General features: G+C 29.1%; 21 protein-coding genes and 1 pseudogene. 16 read left to right on the top strand and 6 right to left on the bottom strand.

The window, feature by feature from the left end:
• Window positions 1-1,037 (top strand): SdrH family protein (locus tag HMPREF3131_RS02330; RefSeq protein ID WP_070436425.1); only part of this gene is annotated, 1,037 nt, incomplete at its 5' end.
• Between the two features lie 55 nt (window positions 1,038-1,092).
• Here HMPREF3131_RS02330 and mroQ read toward each other — a convergent pair.
• On the bottom strand, window positions 1,093-1,833 hold the full coding sequence (gene mroQ / locus HMPREF3131_RS02325; protein WP_037541691.1) for an intramembrane glutamic endopeptidase MroQ: 741 nt from the start codon (window positions 1,831-1,833) through the stop codon (window positions 1,093-1,095).
• A gap of 174 nt (window positions 1,834-2,007) precedes the next feature.
• Between mroQ and groES the strand changes: the two genes are divergently transcribed.
• The 4 genes and pseudogenes from groES (at window position 2,008) to HMPREF3131_RS02305 (ending at window position 5,552) form a co-directional block, all read left to right on the top strand.
• Complete coding sequence (gene groES / locus HMPREF3131_RS02320; protein WP_017175272.1) at window positions 2,008-2,295, top strand: co-chaperone GroES; 288 nt, start codon at window positions 2,008-2,010, stop codon at window positions 2,293-2,295.
• Window positions 2,296-2,351: 56 nt separating this feature from the next.
• Window positions 2,352-3,971, top strand: coding sequence for a chaperonin GroEL (gene groL, locus HMPREF3131_RS02315; protein WP_017175271.1), 1,620 nt, complete (start codon window positions 2,352-2,354; stop codon window positions 3,969-3,971).
• A 518-nt stretch (window positions 3,972-4,489) separates the two neighbouring features.
• A pseudogene (locus HMPREF3131_RS02310) lies at window positions 4,490-4,699 on the top strand (hypothetical protein); the annotation flags it as partial.
• 181 nt (window positions 4,700-4,880) lie between these two features.
• Window positions 4,881-5,552 (top strand): type 1 glutamine amidotransferase, encoded by a 672-nt coding sequence (locus tag HMPREF3131_RS02305; RefSeq protein ID WP_048678809.1) that lies wholly within the window; start codon window positions 4,881-4,883, stop codon window positions 5,550-5,552.
• Between the two features lie 50 nt (window positions 5,553-5,602).
• On the opposite strand, the gene HMPREF3131_RS02300 is transcribed toward HMPREF3131_RS02305, so the two are convergent.
• Window positions 5,603-6,889: an aminotransferase class I/II-fold pyridoxal phosphate-dependent enzyme gene (locus tag HMPREF3131_RS02300; RefSeq protein ID WP_017175267.1), complete on the bottom strand. Its 1,287-nt coding sequence runs from the start codon at window positions 6,887-6,889 to the stop codon at window positions 5,603-5,605.
• A gap of 469 nt (window positions 6,890-7,358) precedes the next feature.
• Between HMPREF3131_RS02300 and HMPREF3131_RS02295 the strand changes: the two genes are divergently transcribed.
• From HMPREF3131_RS02295 to HMPREF3131_RS02255, 9 genes are all read left to right on the top strand, one after another.
• On the top strand, window positions 7,359-7,535 hold the full coding sequence (locus HMPREF3131_RS02295; protein WP_002455099.1) for an SE1626 family protein: 177 nt from the start codon (window positions 7,359-7,361) through the stop codon (window positions 7,533-7,535).
• A gap of 187 nt (window positions 7,536-7,722) precedes the next feature.
• The gene (locus HMPREF3131_RS02290; protein ID WP_002450053.1) at window positions 7,723-8,103 is read left to right on the top strand and encodes a PSM export ABC transporter transcriptional regulator PmtR; all 381 of its coding nucleotides are present in this window, start codon (window positions 7,723-7,725) and stop codon (window positions 8,101-8,103) included.
• Window positions 8,100-8,999, top strand: coding sequence for a phenol-soluble modulin export ABC transporter ATP-binding protein PmtA (locus tag HMPREF3131_RS02285; RefSeq protein ID WP_070436424.1), 900 nt, complete (start codon window positions 8,100-8,102; stop codon window positions 8,997-8,999). The genes HMPREF3131_RS02290 and HMPREF3131_RS02285 overlap by 4 nt, the downstream gene beginning before the upstream one ends.
• Window positions 8,996-9,658: a phenol-soluble modulin export ABC transporter permease subunit PmtB gene (locus HMPREF3131_RS02280; RefSeq protein ID WP_070436423.1), complete on the top strand. Its 663-nt coding sequence runs from the start codon at window positions 8,996-8,998 to the stop codon at window positions 9,656-9,658. The genes HMPREF3131_RS02285 and HMPREF3131_RS02280 overlap by 4 nt, the downstream gene beginning before the upstream one ends.
• A gap of 17 nt (window positions 9,659-9,675) precedes the next feature.
• Window positions 9,676-10,548 (top strand): phenol-soluble modulin export ABC transporter ATP-binding protein PmtC, encoded by an 873-nt coding sequence (locus tag HMPREF3131_RS02275; RefSeq protein WP_070436422.1) that lies wholly within the window; start codon window positions 9,676-9,678, stop codon window positions 10,546-10,548.
• Window positions 10,549-11,277, top strand: coding sequence for a phenol-soluble modulin export ABC transporter permease subunit PmtD (locus tag HMPREF3131_RS02270; RefSeq protein WP_017175262.1), 729 nt, complete (start codon window positions 10,549-10,551; stop codon window positions 11,275-11,277).
• Between the two features lie 145 nt (window positions 11,278-11,422).
• Window positions 11,423-11,908 (top strand): hypothetical protein, encoded by a 486-nt coding sequence (locus HMPREF3131_RS02265; RefSeq protein WP_019835506.1) that lies wholly within the window; start codon window positions 11,423-11,425, stop codon window positions 11,906-11,908.
• A 48-nt stretch (window positions 11,909-11,956) separates the two neighbouring features.
• Window positions 11,957-12,511, top strand: a complete 555-nt coding sequence (locus HMPREF3131_RS02260) for an HAAS signaling domain-containing protein (protein ID WP_017175261.1) — start codon at window positions 11,957-11,959, stop codon at window positions 12,509-12,511.
• The gene (locus tag HMPREF3131_RS02255; RefSeq protein WP_070436421.1) at window positions 12,511-13,353 is read left to right on the top strand and encodes a DUF4097 family beta strand repeat-containing protein; all 843 of its coding nucleotides are present in this window, start codon (window positions 12,511-12,513) and stop codon (window positions 13,351-13,353) included. Before HMPREF3131_RS02260 ends, HMPREF3131_RS02255 begins: the two co-directional genes overlap by 1 nt.
• Window positions 13,354-13,418: 65 nt before the next feature.
• Here HMPREF3131_RS02255 and HMPREF3131_RS02250 read toward each other — a convergent pair whose 3' ends face one another.
• On the bottom strand, window positions 13,419-14,459 hold the full coding sequence (locus HMPREF3131_RS02250) for a C45 family autoproteolytic acyltransferase/hydrolase (RefSeq protein ID WP_070436420.1): 1,041 nt from the start codon (window positions 14,457-14,459) through the stop codon (window positions 13,419-13,421).
• A 279-nt stretch (window positions 14,460-14,738) separates the two neighbouring features.
• On the opposite strand from HMPREF3131_RS02250, the gene HMPREF3131_RS11150 reads away from it, so the two are divergent.
• Both HMPREF3131_RS11150 and HMPREF3131_RS02245 read left to right on the top strand, forming a co-directional pair.
• A complete protein-coding gene (locus HMPREF3131_RS11150; protein ID WP_002450085.1) occupies window positions 14,739-14,912 on the top strand; it encodes a hypothetical protein in 174 nt (57 codons plus the stop codon).
• 122 nt (window positions 14,913-15,034) lie between these two features.
• Window positions 15,035-16,081 carry a 6-phosphogluconolactonase gene (locus HMPREF3131_RS02245; protein ID WP_070436419.1) on the top strand — a complete coding sequence of 349 codons (1,047 nt, stop codon included), beginning with the start codon at window positions 15,035-15,037 and terminating at the stop codon, window positions 16,079-16,081.
• Window positions 16,082-16,137: 56 nt separating this feature from the next.
• Here the strand turns inward: HMPREF3131_RS02245 and HMPREF3131_RS02240 are convergent, their stop codons facing one another.
• From HMPREF3131_RS02240 to HMPREF3131_RS02230, 3 genes are all read right to left on the bottom strand, one after another.
• Window positions 16,138-17,520 (bottom strand): aldehyde dehydrogenase, encoded by a 1,383-nt coding sequence (locus HMPREF3131_RS02240; protein ID WP_048761664.1) that lies wholly within the window; start codon window positions 17,518-17,520, stop codon window positions 16,138-16,140.
• A 179-nt stretch (window positions 17,521-17,699) separates the two neighbouring features.
• Complete coding sequence (locus HMPREF3131_RS02235) at window positions 17,700-18,629, bottom strand: manganese-dependent inorganic pyrophosphatase (RefSeq protein WP_069723709.1); 930 nt, start codon at window positions 18,627-18,629, stop codon at window positions 17,700-17,702.
• A 48-nt stretch (window positions 18,630-18,677) separates the two neighbouring features.
• A complete protein-coding gene (locus HMPREF3131_RS02230) occupies window positions 18,678-19,238 on the bottom strand; it encodes a cysteine hydrolase family protein (RefSeq protein WP_002450084.1) in 561 nt (186 codons plus the stop codon).
• Window positions 19,239-19,341 lie beyond the last annotated feature (103 nt).

The raw sequence follows: 19,341 nt of genomic DNA, 5'->3' as shown, positions 1-19,341 counted from the left end.
AAAGCGACGAGACTAATAGCACAGAAAAATCAACAGCAGAAGAATCACGAAAAGAAAGCGACGAAACTAATAGCCTTGAAGAACTAAAAAAAGAAAAAGTTAATGATAAGAATCAACAAAAGAGTGGAATAGAACATATTCATAAAAATAATACGTCATCTTCTAAAGAAAAAAATCATACTAAATATAAAACAGCACAAAAAAGTAAAAATTATAAAAATGAGGATTCAACTATTTTTAAGCAAGAAGAACATCAAAATGTAAGGTCTAAATCAATGAAGTCGAAACAAAATCAAATCATACAACCATATAACGATAATACTTCATCCAATGTTTACTCAAACACTAATTATCAAAAGGGTAAGTCTCAAAATAGTGTTTCAAAAACAATGTTTAACCAATTATTTTCACGACAACTAGTTGAAAACAATCATAATAACTTTGAACCAACACATTTAAAGCAAAATAATCTATATTTTCAAAGTGATAGAAGAAAAGAATCCACTTATCCAAATATATATCAAATAGAGTCAAGATTTTCAGAAAATATCTTAAATAGGTTTAATCAATATGCAAAAGGTGCTTATAAGTACAACCCTTATATTATTAATAAGGTTAATCATTTAGATGATAATGGTGAAAAAATAACAAATAAAGATTTTAATCATTTAATTAAGAAACAAAAATTTGATAATCAAAATCTAAATATATTACAAGAGGATTCTCAATACTTTAGATTTCAATATTTTAATCCACTTAATGCTAAAGAATATTATAAAAATTTAGATGAGCAAGTTTTATCATTAATTACAAATGACATTGGCTCTATGCCTGATTTAAAAAAGCCAAAAACAATTCATAAGGATGAAGTGGAAGAAGAACAACACAAAAAAGTCATTACTTCTTCTCATAAAAAAACAGAATCAAAATCATATATAAAAACTTTGAATATGATACTGATTCCTACTTTAATTTTAATATCTTCCACTGTAATGATAATTTATGTATATCAAAAGTTAAAAACGAAAAAAAAGTAAAAGCATCAAATGTCTAGAGCATTCGATGCTTTTATTTATTAAGATAAATTATGTGCTAGTTACACAAATGAATAATAAATTGAGTTTGTTGTTTTAAATGATTTAATGAATCGCCAAGGAAAATTTGCATTACTACAACGAAGCCATTTTGAAACATATGAATAAGTATCGGAACAGAAATTCGTTTTGTTAAAGTATAAGCTAATGAAAGTATCATCCCCATACCAAAATAAATAAGAATAAATTTAATATCATTATGAGCTAATGCAAAAAGTAAAGAACTTACGATAGAAGCAATTAAGAAGGCAATGATTCTATTTCCTTTAATTCGATCATATAGTTCACCAAAGAACACTTTTCTAAATACATATTCTTCTAAAATAGGGCCTACAACAGAAATTAATATAATAAAAATAGGGAGTTGTTTTGCTACAGCCATTATTCGTTGAGTATTTGGACTTTGTTGTGGTTGACCGAAAATCCATATGTTAATCACACCTACAATAACTTGATATAACATAACTATGAAAAAGCCAAGTACAGCCCATGGGATAATATAACGTTTTGATTCTTTATGTTCTTGCTCTAAGTTTGTAGGATTCTTAATTTTGAAATGAAGAAAGATGATTAAAATTGCTGCAAGTATAAATAAGATAACTTGAGTATACACTCCAGCCCTAGCTAAAGCCATACCTGATAAACGATTAAATATAGGCGTCTGTGCTAGAACTAAGGGTAAAAATTGTGCTAAAGCGTATATAAATAATGTTAGTATTGCCACCCAAATTCTTGCCATTTGAAACCTCCAGATTAAATATCAATAATTCTTATTTTATCGTAAAAAACTCAGATGTACAAAAGTAAGAGAATGTTTTTACTTGAAATATTGACCAAATTTGATTATTATAAAAATTAGGTTAGCACTCATTATATTAAAGTGCTAAATAGACCCTGCTAAGGAGGAACAATCATGCTTAAACCATTAGGAAACCGTGTGATTATCGAAAGAAAAGAACAAGAAGAAACAACTAAAAGTGGAATCGTTTTAACTGATAGCGCAAAAGAAAAATCTAACGAAGGTGTTGTAGTTGCGGTAGGCAGCGGACGTCTTCTTGATAATGGTGAGACAGTTGCTCCCGAAGTAAAAGAAGGTGATTCAGTAGTATTTCAAGAATATGCTGGATCAGAGATTAAACGTGGAGAAGAAACTTATTTAATTTTAAATGTAGAAGATATATTAGCAATTATAGAAAAGTAAAAATAACTATATAAAATTGTCGAAAAACAGGATTAATATTAATGGAGGTTGTATAAATGGCTAAAGATCTTAAATTTTCAGAAGATGCACGACAAGCAATGTTACGTGGTGTGGATAAATTAGCAAACGCTGTTAAAGTAACAATTGGTCCTAAAGGTCGAAATGTTGTATTAGATAAAGAATATGTTGCACCTTTAATTACAAACGATGGTGTAACAATTGCCAAAGAAATTGAATTAGAAGATCCATATGAAAATATGGGTGCTAAGTTAGTTCAAGAAGTAGCAAATAAAACAAATGAAATTGCTGGTGATGGTACTACAACTGCTACAGTATTAGCACAAGCAATGATTCAAGAAGGTTTGAAAAACGTAACAAGTGGTGCAAATCCAGTTGGTTTACGTGAAGGCATTGATAAAGCAGTCAGAGTAGCAGTTGAAGCATTACATGACATTTCTCAAAAAGTTGAAAATAAAAATGAAATCGCACAAGTAGGTGCAATTTCTGCTGCTGATGAAGAAATTGGTAAATATATTTCTGAAGCAATGGATAAAGTAGGTAATGACGGTGTTATTACAATTGAAGAATCTAATGGACTTGATACGGAATTAGAAGTTGTAGAAGGTATGCAATTTGATAGAGGTTATCAATCTCCATATATGGTAACAGATTCTGATAAAATGATTGCGGAATTAGAAAGACCATATATTTTAGTTACAGATAAGAAAATTTCATCATTCCAAGATATACTACCTTTATTAGAACAAGTTGTTCAATCAAGTCGACCAATCTTAATTGTGGCAGATGAAGTCGAAGGTGATGCATTAACAAATATTGTATTAAACCGCATGAGAGGAACATTCACTGCTGTAGCTGTTAAAGCACCTGGCTTTGGTGATCGTCGTAAAGCAATGTTAGAAGATTTAGCAATATTGACTGGCGCAACAGTGATTACAGATGATTTAGGATTAGAATTAAAAGATGCTTCTATTGATATGTTAGGTACTGCAAATAAAGTAGAAGTAACAAAAGATAATACAACTGTTGTTGATGGTGATGGAGACGATAACAGTATTGATGCACGTGTAAGTCAAATCAAAGCACAAATTGAAGAAACTGATTCAGACTTTGATAGAGAAAAATTACAAGAACGTCTTGCTAAATTAGCTGGTGGCGTAGCAGTGATAAAAGTAGGTGCTGCTTCTGAAACAGAATTAAAAGAACGTAAATTACGTATTGAAGATGCGTTAAATTCTACACGCGCTGCAGTTGAAGAAGGTATTGTTGCAGGTGGCGGTACAGCATTAGTTAATATCTATAATAAAGTTGAAAAAATAGAAGCGGAAGGCGATGTTGCGACAGGTGTTAATATTGTACTTAAAGCTTTATCAGCACCAGTACGTCAAATTGCTGAAAATGCTGGATTAGAAGGTTCAGTTATTGTTGAAAGACTTAAACATGCTGATGCAGGTGTCGGATTCAATGCTGCTACAAACGAGTGGGTGAATATGCTTGAAGAAGGTATTGTAGATCCTACTAAGGTAACACGTTCAGCTTTACAACACGCTGCAAGTGTTGCTGCAATGTTCTTAACTACTGAAGCGGTAGTTGCAAATATCCCAGAGCCTGAAAGTAATGATAATGCTGCAATGGGCGGTATGCCAGGTATGATGTAAAAACGCCTATAAATGTTGATATATCAATGTTTTGTGTTTTTACTGGTCATAATTTAGTTATAGAAATTTAGGAAATATAATAAAAAGACTGATAAGTTCATTTTGAAGTGTGCTTTGTCAAATAGACAAGTAAATAATTAAAAGATATGGTTGGTTTTGTTTTATGCAAAATCAGCCATTTTTAATGTTAGTTTTTTATATTAAAAAAATGGACATATTCTTTAATTATTTGTTTAGCTTCACTGATATCTTTAAATATAATTTAAATATTTTTTACATAAAACTTGTCGAAATTTTACATCTTTTGATTTTCAACAATTTTATTTAATATACAAATTGAAAAAAAGAAAAAGATAATAAATAAAAATGCTAAATTTAATAATCAAAATAATAATATAGATTAATATAGTGATAAAAGAATTCTTGCTTTTTATATTTATGTTGTTATTTAATTTTCTGACGGTTTTGATTATAGAGTGAATCTGTACTGAAATATTGATTAGTTAATTCAAAATAATCCAGTTAAAGGTGATGTGTGGGCTAAATAGTATGCAAATTTATTAAATGTTAATCCTAATATGAATATTGAACTAGCGTCTTCATTTGAACGTGGTGCTAGTAATGAAAAATTCAAAAAACAAGGTGGAACACTGATTTATACTACATGGAAAGATGGAATGAACCCTATTAAATACTATAGTGACTTAATAGGGAATAGAAAAGTATGAGTTTTATATTGGAGTCTATGGCAAAAAATGATTGTCTTAGATTCTTTATATATATTGGATTGCTTATAAAAGTTTTTAAATATAAAAATTATATAATTTTTATGATATTTATTTTAAGTGTTTCGAAGTATAATGATAGCAAAGATATAAATAAACATTGACTTTTAAAGGAGAATCAACAATGAGGATTAATATTTTACAACATACCCCTAATGAAGGTCCTGGAGTTATCAGAGATTGGGCTACCGAGCATCACCATGAATTATATATTTATCATCCTTATTTTAATGGCGGTATCATTCCCAATGTTAAAGAAACAGATTTACTTATTATTTTAGGAGGACCCATGAGTCCTAATAATGAGGATAAATGGATTTTTGAAGAAAGAGAATTAATTCGCAATTTAATACAGCAAAATAAGCCAATATTTGGTATATGTTTTGGCGCTCAACAAATTACTAAAGCACTAGGATATACTGTAGGAAAATCTCCAGTAAAAGAAGTCGGTTGGGATAAAGTTTATCTTGAGTCACCGATCATTCCTAATATTCCAAAAGTATTGATGGCATTACATTGGCATGAAGAAACATTTTATATACCTAAAAATGCACAATTATTATTTTCAAGTCAATATTTAAAAAATCAAGGATTTATTTTGAATAATAATATTATTGGACTACAATTTCATTTTGAACCAGATGCTCATGATATAAAAGAGATTGTCATGAATGATGCTTCATACGCGGTTGATTCCGTATTAAATCAAACGTCAGAACAGATTCTTAACCAAGAAGTACCAAAAGAGAATAAAGAAGTAATGTTTAAATTATTAGATTTTATTACAAGTCATTAAAAAATAGCGAGAGCCTTCCTGGTTAGGTCTCTCGCTATTATACTTTTATGTTATTTTAAGTCATCAATTGCTTTAGCAATAGAATCAAAAACATGTGGAATATCGTTTTTTTCAACACAACTAAAAGCAATACGAATATCTGTATCATTAAGTGCAATAATACCAATTGAGTATTTATCGATTAAATGAACACGAAGTTCTTCAGGGTTAACACCGATTACTTTAAGTGCCATAAAATATCCAGAGTTAAAATCATATGCTTGCCAATGTTGTTTATATTTTTCATCATAAACTACTTCTTTTGTTACTTCATAACGCTCTTGTAGTGTTTTTACATTAGCTTGTATTTCTTTATCAAATTGTTCATGGTTCTCTAGTATATATTTAATTGCACTTTGAGAAGGCATTGCTCCACTTGAAATATTACTTCTAATTAATCCTTTAACTTTAGCCTCTAATACGTCTTTAGCTTTTTGATTATTTAATCCAAATGTAAGGAAGCCAACACGTAAACCCCAAGCAAAAAATTCTTTAGTTGCACCGTCAAGGCGTATCGGTAGAATGTTTTTTGAATCTAATTGAGTAATTGCAGTAAAAATAGATTGTGTATAGACATCTTCATAAAATAAACCATAGTATGCATCATCTACGACTGTAATCACCTTAGTTCCTTTTTCTGCTAAGCGTTCAATTGCTGAGACAATTGTATGAACTTCTTCTTGAGTAGGTGTATAGCCTGTTGGATTATTAGGATAATTTAAGATAATAATTGCTTTATCTTGTTTAAAATTATCTAAAGTAGATACAAGTGAATTTGTTGTATAATGTCCATCTTGATCGAAAATAGCATAAGTTTCAATATTTGCATTATGTCTTGTATTAAAAATAAGTTTATAGTTTCCCCAGTTATGTGTTGGTAATAAAATTGTATCTTCATCATTTACAAATAAGTCAGCAACTAAAGATAAACCATGTGTTAATGCATTCGTCACGATTGGACGGCTTATAGATGAAGCTTTTAAACTAGGATTTTCTTTTAACATTTTTTGTTGCCATAAATCTCTTAAAGTTTCAATTCCTTGTGGCGGAGCATATGGGAAAATCTCATCCGGAGAAAGATGATTGTAGACATCAAATAATGTGTCTGCATACATTTTTCCTTTATCATTAGTTGCCATACCAATTGTTGCATTGTATTTTGTTGATTTGGCTTCTGCAGACTGAGACAGAATACCTTTGGGATAAAACATAGATTGACCTAATCTCGATAACATGCTTAATATTTCAGGACTGTCATCGACTAGTTGATCGTTTAAATGTTGTGCTAAAGGATTCATTTTCATAACCTCGCTTTAAATTGTTATTCACATTATATATTATCTTGAATTAAACAAAATATAAAGTTTTCTAATAAAAAATAAATCAGAGAAGTGTTTTATTCACAAACGGAACATATGTTCTGTTTGTGTGTTAAAATATATATAGGTCATCATGAGATATGACACTTTACTTTGTGGAGGTGTAGTGTAATGTCGTGGTTATTAGAAGGTTTAGTCACACTTATAACAGGGAGTATGCTTATTATATTTCGAGTTTGGTTAGAAACTAAGTGGAAAAATAAATAAGATGACCTTACACAAAAACCCCTTAACTTGATGTGGCAAGTTAAGGGGTGTGTAATGTAATTTGTGGATATAACACTATCTTAACATAGAGCATATACAATTCAATTTTAATTAAATAAATGATTAATGCATATAAAATAAAAAATTTGATATAATTATTATAATGAGGTGACTAAAAATGATGAAACACCTAACAAAAATTTTTGTAGGTTTAGCTATTGTTTTGTTTGTCATTGGATATTATCTACAAGCCACTGGACATGAAAGTCAAGGTATAAAGTTATTATTGGCTGCCATTATGTTTATGATATGTGCATTTATTAATCGTAGCAATGACAGACGTAAAAATAAAAAGTAACATATGAAAACTATGATGCAATTACCACTGTAATACTGTATCATAGTTTTTTTGTTTAACTATGTTTATAGTGTATATACAACTTATGTCTTAAGAATACTGATTTTATCTTATTTTTATTATTTCACTTTACAAATCTGTATATACTGTATATATTATTTATATACAGTTGTAAAGGGGGACATAAATGAAAGTTATTCTAAAAAACACCAGTGAACAGCCCATTTATGAACAAATTAAACAACAAATTAAAGAAAATATATTAAAAGGTTACGTTGAAGCTGGAAGTCACTTACCATCTATGAGGGAACTGGCGAAAGATTTGCAAGTCAGTTTAATTACAACAAAGCGTGCCTATGAAGATTTGGAAAAAGAAGGGTTTGTCACAACAATAAGAGGTAAAGGAACATTCGTAAAAGAACAAGACAGTTCAATTTTAAAAGAAAAACAATTTTTTGTAATTGAACATCTTGCACGTTCCATGGTAAAAGAAGCAAAAACAATTGGTATGCCTCTAAAAGAATTAAATGAAGTTTTAGCTTTAATTTACGAGGAGGAAGATGAATGAAAGCGATTGAAGTTAAACACGTAAGTTATAACACTAAAACTTTCCAAATCAAAGATCTTTCATTCAGTATTCCTCAAGGGTTTGTTACGGGCTTTATTGGGAGTAATGGTGCTGGCAAGACAACAATGATTCGATTAATGATGGATTTGCTTGAACCTAATACTGGAGAAATTAAAATCTTAGGACGACAAATGAAAGAGTCGGCAAAATGGATTAAAAATAAAATTGGTTTTGTTTACTCAGAAATGTATTTCAACCAACAATGGAATATAAAAAAACTAGAAAATATGATTTCTCCTTTTTATTCTAAGTGGGATAGTCATATATTCCATCAGTATTTAGAGCGATTCAATATACCAAGTCATCTTAAAATTAAGCATTTCTCTAGTGGAATGAAAATGAAGTTATCTTTAGCCATTGCTTTAAGTCATCACGCTGAGTTATTTATATTGGATGAACCAACAGCAGGTTTAGATCCAATTGTAAGAAATGAAGTTCTAGAAATATTGCAACAAGAATTAATAGATGAAAATAAAACGGTTTTTATTTCGACTCATATTATTTCAGACTTAGAAAAAATAGCAGATTATCTTGTATATATAAAAACAGGCAATCTTGTACTTGAAGGCTATTGTGATGATATAAAAGAGAAATATTTTATCGTAAAAGGTGATAACAAAGATTTAGATGATGAATTAAATCAACTCCTTTTATATAAAGAAGAAAAGCAGACAGGTTATGTTGGTTTTACAAAACATGGTCAAGCATTTAAGGAACTATTTGGAAAACAAGTTGAAATAAAACATCCAACGATTGAAGAATTAATGATTTACCTTGAGAAAATGAAAGAAACTAATGATGTTGAAACTCAAAATAGAAATGGGTTGATGGCATGAAGCAACTAATAATAAGAAATTTTAAGTTAAGACGTTGGACACTTATCATTTATTTAGTGCTTATTGTTATTAATCCTATTTATACTCTATTTTTTTCAAAAACAAGCTATGGTTTCGTTGTATATACTCCACTTGCCATTACATTAATGATTATAAGCATTTTAGATTCAGGACAATTATTTAGAGTACATAGACGATTAGGTGGAAAAGAGTCGTATCTTTTTTATGAAAGCTTACCAATAACTAAGAAAGAATTGCTTAATGCAAATTATCTGACATGTATTATATTAACGATTTTAGGAACATTGATTATTGGATTATATAATTTTCAATCAACAAATATTCAGGTAAATGAGTTGCGTTATTCAACAGCACTTTCATTTTTAAGTGTAAATTTATTTAGCATTCCTATTGCCTTTAGTAAAAGTACAGAAAGAAAAAGAGAATATATTTCTTACACTGTTTATATTATTTTAATGGTACTTGCTATACCGATGGCAATTGCATTTATCTTTTTGACTATTAATTTATTCATTTTTCATAATGCACTTGATCCAAATGTATTTAATAAATATTTAAGTATTGGATTAGTTATTATAAGTGTGATTTGGCTAGTTATAAATTATTTTATTCAAATAGCACGTATTAATCGTCGCTAGAAAAAAGGAGGACTTTTATGAAATTAGAAAATATTACTAAAACATACGGTAATCATAATGTTTTAGACAATATAGATTTTGATTTTGGAGATAGCAAAATTGTAGGACTCATTGGTAAAAACGGTGTAGGTAAAACTACACTGATGAAAGTGATGAATGGAAATATTATTAATTACAAAGGTAAAGTTAATTTAAAAGATGATGAAAATATTGGCTATCTCATTGAACATCCAAAACTTTATGATAATAAAACAGGGCTTTATAATTTAAGACTCTTTGCTCAGGTGCTTGGTCAAGGATTTGATAAAGTATATTCAGATAAAATTATAGATGCTTTTGGTATGCGTCCCTATATTAAGAAAAAAGTTAAAAAATATTCAATGGGTATGAAACAAAAATTAGCGATTGCCGTATCATTAATGAACAAACCAAAATATCTTATTTTGGATGAACCTACGAATGGTATGGATCCAGATGGCTCAATCGATGTTCTAGAAACGATACAATCTTTAGTAAATGAATTAAATATGAAAATTCTTATTTCAAGTCATAAATTAGAAGACATCGAATTGATTTGTGATAGAGCTGTCTTTTTAAGAGATGGACATTTCGTTCAAGATGTCAATATGAAAGATGGTAGTGCAGAAGAAAGTACCTCTATTACGTTGGACAATGATGATTTTGATCAAGCGCTAAATTATTTACAAGAACATTTTAATGTTATTCATTCTTATAAACAAAATGGAGAAATTCTTATTAAAGCAGAACGAGATTATCGAACATTGCTTAAAGCGCTCGCACATATTAATGTGTATCCTAAATATATTGAAACACGTAAAAATTCGCTTCGAGATACGTACTTTAATATTAATCAAAGAGGTGACCATTAGATGAAGAGTTTACAATTAGTTAAATATGATATATTAAGTTTTTTTAAAAGTTATTTAACATATATCGCGCTTATATGTATCTGGGGTATCATCACAGCAATGACTGTACTATTAGCAAAAAATAATGATAAAGTCGATTATTCAATGATATTACCAATGGCAAATTGGATGTTTCTATTCTTTGGTTTACTCGTTGTTATTAAAACAATTACACGTGACTACTCTCAAGGAACGATTCAACTTTATATGAATAAAGTGAAAAATAGAGTAGGTTATGTGATAGCGAAAACGATTTCGATTATTATTTTTTCGTTCATATTTACACTTATCACGTATGTTACACTTTTAGTTATTCAGACTTTTACAGATGGTAAAAATTTAAATGGAGATAAATTCCTAACGAATATTTGGTTCTATCTTATCTTCTTACTATTTTTTGGACTATTATTATTCTTAATTACTTTAATTGTCCAAAAACCAGCAGTCATTTTTACATTAGGTATCTTTTTAGTGTTTATCGTACCATTTTTACAACCATTTTTAGGCTTAATCCCTGAATGGGGCGATAATATTCAAAAATCACTCAAATATATACCTTTTAGTTACTTAACAGAAAAATCATCATCAGGTAGTATTAAATTTACGAATTGGCAATGGTTCATTTCTATTGCATCTATTGTTATTTTATTTATCGCTGATGTACTTTATGCTGCTAAACGAGACATTTAAATTAATAACTTTTTAATAAAACTGGCGACGATACGTTCAATTTTTGTCGCCAGTTTTATTTGCATTGAAAGGTACTTTAATATTTTTTGAATATAATCATAGTTATGATATATTAAAAAAAATAAGTATATAAGTGGTGGTCCTATTGCATATTCAAAATAGATGGGTTATCTCAATTTTATTTATTGTCATTTCTTTATTAGTTGTACTAGGATTGACAATTTATAAAAATGAAAAAACGGTTGATTTAAGTGATGTAGAAATTAATCATTTAAAGCTTAATGAAACGTTTGATAACTCAGAATATAGTTTAAATAAGCATGTGAAATTAGATAGGTATGTTTTTTATAATCATAATAAATATAAAAATTTAACAATAAAAGTCAAGAAAAAACATCACAAAATTAAAGGAATTATCTTAGTTAAAGATACTTTTGTTAACACAAATTTTGATGTTCATATAGGTGACCCAATCGATGCTGTTATAGATAATCTAGGTTATAACTATGACAAAGATAAGGTAGGTAAAGGTTATGATGCTTTAGTGTATCTTGATAAAGATCATCACATGAAATTATCAATTTTATATAAAGATAATATTGTTAAGCGAATTGAATTCTTTAGTCGTTGATAGTTAATAAAAATAAATTTATGTTTTAAGAAAGTATGTGAAAGAGAAATGGATAAAATTACTTTTTTGAATGAACTGGAAACGGAACTTGATGATTTACCACGTAAAGAAAAAGATAAAGTTATGAATGAATATGAAGATATCTTTTATAATCAAGAAACAAAAGGCAAGACAGATGCTCAAATATTAGATGATTTGAAAAATCCTTATACTATTGGAAAAGAAATAAAAGCTAAAGAAGCAATTTCACATGCTAAAGTTACACCTAACTTTCGTAATATTGTAAAAGCTATTATGGCATCATTAAGTTTGGGCGTTATTTCTTTCTTCTTAATTGTTATCCCAATTATAATATTCTTAATATTTCTAGCCTTTGTTTTCGTCATTTCAATTGTGCTTATTTGTTTACCTATCTTATTAATTATTATTAGTATTCTTAAAGGTACTCCTGACTCTTTAAGTAATTTTCTTTATAGTATTTCTTATGCTGGTATAGGTATATTAGTGTTCGTTGCAATAATAAAAATTGTTCAGAATTTATATAAACTTGTTTTAAAATATTTATCATGGTATATAAAAATAATTAAAGGAAGAATCCAGTGATGAAAAAGTTAACAATAAGTGGATTAGTTATATTTGTTGTTTTTTTTCTAGCAGCAACGTTGGTATGGTTTGTTCATGATAAAGATATTTATAAACGATTGAAATATAATGAAACGTTTCATCAATCATCTATCTCCAAATTGAATATAGATAGTTATAGTTCTGATATCACTATTACTCAAGGTTCTTCATTTAGAGTGAAATATTACGGGGACAATAGTATAAAAGTGAACACTCAAAAAGACAGCTTAAATGTAAAAGAATCACGTTCTTCTAAAAGAGGATATAGTTTTAATTTAAACCCTTTTAAAAGAAGCAAGTTTAACATACATATAACCATTCCACCTGATAAATTAAAACAATTAAATATTGATGCTAAATTAGGAAAATTAAATATTAATAACATAGATATCAAAAAAGCTAGAATTAGAAAAGACGGAGAAAATTTAAATATCAAAGAAGCTAAACTTGATCATATTGATTATTATAGCGATCATGGAACAATTAATATTAAAAATAGTGATATTAAAAATAGTCAATTTAAAGTAATAAATTCTAATATTGTGGTTAATCATTGTACCTTGAAAAATGGGTTATTCATTACAAATGAAGGAAAGCTTGACTTTAAAAACATGCCAAGTCAAATTGATATGAAGAGCTCAAGTAAAAAAGGTGATATAAACATTGATTATAAAACCAAGCCTAAAGACACCTTGTTAAAACTACATCCAGGAATGGGTGACAATAATATCAAGAATCCTTATTTTAAAGATAGCAAAGTAGGTAAGAGTTATAATATTATAGAGTGTTATAACGTTAAAGGTGATATAAATATTAAATAGAATGAAAAAGATTAGATAAAACGTTGACTAATTAAATTTTAAAACGTTTATCTAATCTTTTTTCATTAATGCGTAGCAAATGTTAAATCAGTATCTAGCTTTCCAGTAAATTCTAGTACGTCAAGTTCTTGACCATCTAACCATGATTGAAAGTCGATAGATAGAGGGGGTCTGTTCTCACCTAATGTCATCCAAGCTTTTAAATGCTTAGGTTCATACATTGATGTATGAATCGTTCCTGACCAACTTTTAAATAACTTACTATAAATATTATATTTAGGATCATTAAAAAGTTTAAACGCAGTATATTTATCTATATCTTCTGAAGTTTGACTAATTGTGCGAGCAAGACGTTCTTTAGATTCTTTGGTATAGTTACGATTTTCATGTGTTAATATTTCAAAGTGATTAGTACAAACTTTATCATATCTAACATCAAATGAGCGTGGCGTAATTTCAACAATTGCATGATTTAAATGCTTATCCATTAAAATATAACTAAATGAACTTCTATGGGGTAACTCTTTTAGAAATTGAATTGCTTCTTTTACATCTTTACAATATTCTAAGACAAGTCGTCCTACCATATAACATACAAATCCATTTGCAGGATGCTTACGGTGCATAAAATTATATCCCATCACAAGACCTGCTTCATTCATACCATCCATACGACCAGTTACTCTAGAGGTTGGTCCTATTTGCGCGAGTCCACCATCATTTGGTTGATAAAGAAGATATCTGCCATCATATGTAGCAGGATGATAGTCATAATTACGAACCATATAATCTTTACCTTGAAAAACTGTACATCCACTTTCATTTAAATCAGTAAAACGATAGTGACCGAAATTTAAAATCATTTGTTTAGTCGGTAAATTTAATATCTCTTGCATTCCTAATAATTCTTCCCAGATTTCTGGTGCATACGTTTGGAAAATGCTATATGTTTCATTAACATCAATGTCAAAACGAGGTATACGCTTCTTCCATTCACGTTCTCTATTTTCTAGTAAGGGCGTCTGTTTTAACCACTGAGCAGTTTTGATACCTAAATCAAAATGTGATCCGCGAAAGGTCATAATATCTGACTTAACTTCTTGCATGAAAAATCCTCCTATCATTTGTTTTATTATTTATATTGAACAATAATTTATATTAAATTTAAAGTCTTATAATGTTTATTTATATATGATAGTAATTCACTGTGTAAATAAGACAAATGTCATTCATTATAAATAAAGAAAAAATATTTGATTTTTTAAAAATCTTTAATTTTAGGTTTGAAATAATATATAAAAAGGTATGTATTTAATCATAACGTTAACTATGTTAAAATGATTTAATGTAAACGTATTTATTTTAAGTACAGGGGTGAAACATAAATGTGGGATTTCATTAAAGGTTTATTTAAATTCTTATTAAGCTTTACAGCTATTACAGCACTAGTTGTTGGTGTAGTAGTAGTAGTATTTGGCTTTATTTTCAAAAAAGACTTTGAAGATATCGAAAGAAAAACAAAAGAAATCGTATCTGATATTGAAAGCAATAATGCTTAATGCAACGATGTACCATATACCAGTAATTTCATTTGAAGTTACTGGTTTTTTTTATTACTCTTAAATAAATACAATTGGCTAGTATAAATGTTAATAATATTGAATATAATGGAGGTATTAAAATGACAACCAAAGGTTATGTGGGGTCTTATACAAAAAAAGAAGGTAAGGGTATTTATATATTCGAACTTAATGAAGATAATGGAGAAATACAATCAGTAGATACAGGATATGATATCGAAGCATCGACTTATCTTGCTCAAACTGAACAATTTTTGTATGCAATTACTAAAGAGAATGAGGCATGTGGTGTGGCTGCATTTAAAAAAGACGAGAATGGACAGCTTACACTCATTAATAAATGTTTAGCTTCAGAGAATGGAACAGGGTGTTATATTTCTGTTTCTAGTGATCATAACTTCTTATTCGAAGCGGTTTATACTGCTGGAATAGCACGTATATATCAACTTAATCCAGAGACAGGCGAAGTGGTAAAATTAATTGAAGAGTTAGAACATAGTTATCCAACTGGAACACATGAGCGTCAAGATCATAATCATATTCATTTTATTAGAGAAACCCCTGACCATAAATATGTAGCTGTGACTGATTTAGGTGCAGATAAAATTGTAACATATACATTCGGAGTTGAAGGGTTTAAAGAACATGCAGTATCAAAATTCCATGCTGAAGATGGACCGCGTCATATTGAATTCCATAATAATGGGACATACGCGTATGTTGTTCATGAGTTATCTAATAGAGTAAGCGTTGTACAATATCATGATGGAAAATTTGAAGAAATTGAACGTCATTTAACGATTCCTGAAGATTTCACTGGAGAAACTAAATTAGCAGCTGTGAGACTATCTCATGATCAACAAAATCTATATATTAGTAATCGCGGACATGATAGTATAGCGATATTTACAGTAGTTGATGATGGAAAAGGAATTAACCCGGTTGAAATAGTAAAAAGCGGGGGAGAATTTCCAAGAGATTTTAATATTACTGAGTCAGATGAATACCTTGTATGTGCACATCAAGAAGGAAATTACGCGCTAACAGTATTTAGACGTGATACAAATAGTGGTATGTTGATTGCTACTGACAATCAGTATACCGCACCTGAAGGTGTATTTGTTGATTTCTTGAATTCATCGTTATAGATAAAAAATACCCTATAATGTAAACACTTGTAAAGTGAGCCATTATAGGGATTTTTTTATAAGTTTTTGAAAAATGTTCTAATATATTTGAATTTACCTTTATAAGGGGGATAGATAATACTCGAATCTAGTCGAGTAGATTTAAAAATATATGATTTCATATGACTAAATGTATCAAATGAATATTTGCCATGATATTCGCCAATTCCTGAAGCACCTACGCCACCAAAGGGTAAATTTGGGTTAGCTAAATGCATTAAAGTGTCATTGATTGCACCGCCACCAAATGACAATTCTTCTAGCACACAGTTCGTTGTATTTTCATCTTCACTAAATAAATATAAGCTTAGAGGTTTAGATTTACTTTGAATAATATCTATCGCTTCATTAAAATCATCGTAGACGATGATGGGTAATAATGGACCAAAAATTTCTTCTTCCATAATTTTAGATTGTGGAGTAATACCGTCTAAAATTGTAGGTTCGATATATTGTTCATTTTCATCCGTATGCCCACCAAAAATCACTTCATTACGATGTATTGCTAATAATTCAGAAAGTCGATTGAAATGTTTTGTATTAACAATACGTCCAAAATCAGGACTATTTTGAATATTTTTGCCATAGAATTCTTCAATAGATTGTTTAAATGATTGAATTAATTCATTTTTAACTTTTCTATTCACTAAAATGTAATCTGGTGCTACACAAGTTTGACCAGCATTGGTGAATTTACCAAAGCTAATACGATCACTTGCTACTTTAATATTAGCAGTTTCATCTACAATCACTGGTGATTTACCACCAAGTTCAAGTGTGACAGGAACTAAATTTTTACTTGCTGCTTCGTAAACAATTCGACCTACATTTTCGCTACCAGTAAAGAATATATAATCAAATGGAAGATTGATTAATGTTTGAGTTTCTTCAACGCCACCTTCAACGACAGCTACAAAATCGCTTGTAAATACATCCTCAATCACTTTTCGCACTACTTGTGCAACATGAGGAGTAAGTTCAGAAGGTTTAATGATGGCGTTATTACCAGCTGCTATAGCACCAATAAGAGGTTCGAATAAAAGTTGTACAGGATAATTAAAGGGACCGATAATTAATATTGTCCCATAAGGCTCAGGCTTAATATAACTCTTTGATGGAAACATAAATAGGGGTGTATCTACTTGCTTAGTTTTAGCCCAGTTTTTTAATTCTTTACGAGCTGTTTTTATACTTTTTAAAAGTATACCAATTTCAGTAGCATACGCTTCTACTGAACCTTTCCCTAAGTCTATTTTTAACGACTCTAATAATTCTGTTTCATGGTCTTTAATACTTTTACTTAATAGTTTTAATTGTTGTTTACGAAATTTGATATCTTTAGTTTGATGTGTTTTAAAAAACTGTTTACTTTCTTGAAATTGTTTTTCTATTAAATTCAATTGTAGTACCTCCTGTACAGTCAATCCCAATACCGTTATAGGTGTGATTGACTATATAATTTTAGTTAAATGTATCCAAGGTTAAAACATTTGAATGAATGATTAAAATAAATTAAAAAAAGGCTGAGAGTTAAGTAACCTACTATCTCAGCCTTATTATATATGAATTAAAATATGAATTATTTAGTTAAAATTTCAGTGATTTGAGGTACAACTTGTTTTTTACGAGAAACTACACCTGATAAGAAAGCCATACCATCATCTAATTGAACATTGAAGGCTTGACCAACTTTATCCTTTTCAGCCCCGACAACTAAAATTTTAGAATCACTGTTAATAATATCAGTGACAACTAATACAAATAAATCATATTTTTCGTTTGCACTTGTTTCTAACATTGCTTTTTCCAATTCATCTTTACGATTTAAGACTTCATCAATATCTACAGTATTGACTTGAGCAATACGAGTAACATAATCTCCCATATTAAATGATTTAGCATCCATATTTAATAACTCTTCAGCAGATTTATCAGTTGTTGAAGCACCTGCTTTCAACATTTCTAAACCATATTCATCTAAATCGACATTAGCAATGTCTTTTAATGCTTTAGCAGTATTTACATCTTCTTCAGTACATGTTGGAGATTTAAATAATAAACTATCTGAAATAATAGCTGAAATCATTAATCCAGCAATTTCAGGTTTAATCTTAAAGTTACGTTCTTTATACATTTTATAAAGAATTGTAGCAGTACAACCTACAGGTTCTGCACGATAGTATAAAGGACCTGCTGTTTCAAAGTTCGCAATTCTATGATGATCTACGACATTCACAATATTCGCTTTAGCAATAGTTTCAGCACTTTGTTGGAATTCATTGTGGTCAACTAAGATAACGTCTTGACCTTCTAAATCATCATTTAATAAAGTTGGTGCATCAACTTTAAAATGATCTAATGCATATTTTGTTTCAGCACTCACTTCACCTAAGCGATAAGGAGTTGCTTCAGAATTTCCAGTTTGTTGTTCAAAATCAGCCATGATAATAGCTGAAGATATTGCATCTGTATCCGGATTTTGATGTCCAAAAATATAAGTTTTTGTCATTGATTTATTCACCCTTAATTTTTAAATTTATCCTTATTTTAGCATGTTTTAATTGATAACTTCTACCTTTGCACCTAATGAGTTTTTAAAATGAGCTAAAGCGAACTGATGACCCTCTTCATTAAATGAGGCAACACCTTGTTCAGGGATAATAATATGATAGCCTAAATTATAAGCAGAAATTGCTGTATGGAGTACACATATATCAGTACATACACCTACAATTTCAACAGTATCAATATGTCTTTCTCTTAATAAACTATCTAAAGCAGTACCATAAAAAGAATCATAACGTCGCTTATCTAAATAATGTACAGTATCTTCATTTTTATATTTATCAAAAAATGATTTTACCTTACCATATAATTGACGACCTGAAGTGCCTTCAATGTTATGTGGTGGGAATAATTTAGTTTCAGGATGATACGGGTCTTCTTCAAAATGTAAATCCATCATGAAAAAGATATTATCATGTTGATGTTGATATTGATTGAGTCTTTCTACAATAAACTGTTCAATATCTTGGCCTGGTTTACCACAAGTTAATCGGCCGTCATCAGCGATAAAATCATAAGAATAATCTACAACAATCAATGCTTTGTTAGTCATAATAAACATCCCTTTCTTAATAAATGTTTGAATACCTTAAAAAATGTATAATATTAAATTATAAATATAGTATAGCTATACACCATTATGGTTACAAATATAT

This window comes from Staphylococcus sp. HMSC14C01, assembly GCF_001808085.1.
Taxonomy (GTDB): domain Bacteria; phylum Bacillota; class Bacilli; order Staphylococcales; family Staphylococcaceae; genus Staphylococcus; species Staphylococcus hominis.
The sequence above is the reverse complement of the archived record's forward strand: the minus strand, read 5'-3'. Positions and strand labels throughout refer to the sequence as shown.